This is a genomic window from Cupriavidus sp. 05L310 (genome assembly GCF_056398185.1).
Genome location: NZ_JBFTOX010000142.1, coordinates 1 through 2,197, shown reverse-complemented (window position 1 = coordinate 2,197; position 2,197 = coordinate 1). Strand labels below are relative to the sequence as shown.

3 protein-coding genes are annotated in these 2,197 nt (G+C 62.1%); all 3 read left to right on the top strand.

The features are described from left to right. Positions 1–275 (top strand): transposase (locus tag AC1DS6_RS42435; RefSeq protein WP_477104780.1); only part of this gene is annotated, 275 nt, incomplete at its 5' end. A 719-nt stretch (positions 276–994) separates the two neighbouring features. After that, positions 995–1,810, top strand: a complete 816-nt coding sequence (locus AC1DS6_RS42430) for a DNA-binding protein (RefSeq protein WP_477104779.1) — start codon at positions 995–997, stop codon at positions 1,808–1,810. An 85-nt stretch (positions 1,811–1,895) separates the two neighbouring features. Next, positions 1,896–2,197, top strand: a 302-nt coding sequence (locus AC1DS6_RS42425) for a hypothetical protein (protein ID WP_477104778.1), incomplete at its 3' end; no start/stop codon positions are given.

Below are 2,197 nucleotides of genomic sequence, written 5' to 3'. Positions count from 1 at the left end.
GACTGAAGCATCTGTTTGCAGATGGCGCATACGATCGTCGCACGTTGATGGATAAAGCCGCGACGCTCGACTTCGTCGTGCAGGTTGTGCGCCGCCACGAGGATCAAGTTGGCTTCGCGGTGCTACCCCGGCGTTGGGTGGTGGAACGTCCCTTCGGTTGGATGGTTCGCTGGCGTCGCCTTGTCAGGGACTACGAGCGACGTCCTGATGTGTCCGAGGCCATGGTCTATATCGCAATGGGCGGGCTGCTGCTACGCAGAATCGCCCATCCCTGAATTATCAAACGGGCTCTAAGAAGCCGGATGATGGCGGTCGCACTGGTCGGTCCCCCAGGACCACCTATTCCAGATCGGGCGTGCAATCCCCGGCGAGGACTTCGACTCTCGCAACTGTCGAACCCTTAAAGGTCACCAACGATGTGCCGTTGTATATGGGCCTGATGTTTCATAGAGCCCCCGAGTCGATGCGATACATTTATCCCAAGACGCCAGCCAGCGTTCTTCTTGAGTGGCTCGATAGCACCCCAATATCGGTTCGATTTACGCTGCTAAGAGGTCTCGTCAACGAAGCCAACTACGGGACGGGCGGCATCGTCCAGGCCGATGATTTTAGGAGTCGGCGGCATGCGGTCGCTTTCTGGCTGAGACGGCGTCGTCGGAATGATGCGTGTGCCGAGAAAATCCGTCGCGCCTGCGCCTATGTCGATGCAATGATGGTAGAGCGCGGGCTTCCGGATCTATGGCGTGGGGAGATAGCAAGGTGCACCGCGTCAGGGAACCTCGACTCCGTCCGGCGCCTTGGGGCCTTATCCAAGGCGTGGATGACAGCCGATAGTTCCTGGTCGGAAATGCGCTCTAGCTCATTGGCCCCAAAGCGTCTTCGTCGATGGGAGCGCAAACAACGCGTGTTCTTCTCCGTTCGGCCGTAGCGACAAACGGCTTTCATATCGCAAGATATACAATACGATATGATACGAAACCCCTGAAGATACGATATGGCGCGGATTGGCATTGCCTATGAAGTTGTCGCAGCTGCAGCCGATGCGCTGCTTGCGGAGGGACGCAAAACCACGTTGGCGGCCGTCCGGGAGCGTATCGGCAGCGGCAGTATGAATACGATTCACCGGCACTCGACGATCTGGCAAGGCCGCCAGAAACCCGTGCCCCGCAAGCTATCCGAGCCAAATACGCGGCTGCTTTCTGCGCTGGAGGCAGAACGAGACGCGCTCGCAGAGCAACTGCTCCAGATCACCACCGAGCGGGACACGCTTGCTGGCAAATCCGCTGGTCAATCCGCCGAGATCGAACGACTTTTGACCCAAGATGCCGAGCGCGAGCGCGACGATGCCGCTGTGGTACGGCGTATGTTGGCGCAGGCCGAACTCAGGTTGGAAGCGGTGCCGCGCCTCGAAGAAGAGTTGGTACAGCTTCGGGCTCAGCTGGCCGCCGAGCAAACGGCACGCACGGAAGCCGACAAGATGGCAGCCGTCGCCGAGGCACGGCGGGCCGCCGCCGAAGCGGCCCAGGCACAAGCCGAGGCACGGCTGGCCAGCGCGGAGCAACGGGAAGGTCGGGTCCGCGTGGAATTGGCGGAAGCGCAGGCCGCGCATCAATCCACGCGAGAGAGGCTGACCGAGGCCGTCGGCGTTGCTGCCGGCGCTCAGGCAGAACTGAAAGCATGGCGGGAAAAACAGGCCGAAGCCGCGAAGCTGGCCGAGACCCAGGGCCATACGGAACTGGACGCCCACGGCGCCGGTAGTGCCGCGCAGAGACCCGCCCGCAGCCGCAAACCGCCTGCCGCCGCCTCTTGACTTCGATGGCGGGAGGGCATCCTGACAGAAACACTCAAGGTTCCGGCTTGGAAGCCGAAGGACCGTCATCTGTCAGGAGAAATACATGCGTAGCACCATCGCCGCGATCGGCGCCGCCCTCACCTTTTCCGCCTCGCCCGCGTCAGCTCTCGGCGTCCTCGCCTACGGCGACGAGCCGGTGGGTGACCCCGGCGCCATCGTGCAGGATTTGATCTCGACGGAGTTCGAGCGCTTCTTCAGTGCCGCCGGGACGGTCCTGGTGATTCACTACGATACGGTACAGCTGGGAATGGACCGCGTGTGCCACGCCACCGTCGGCATCAGCGCCGCCCCCGAGGCCGGAGCCACCGCACGGGTTCCCGCTTGGCGTTTCAACGCGACCCGCTT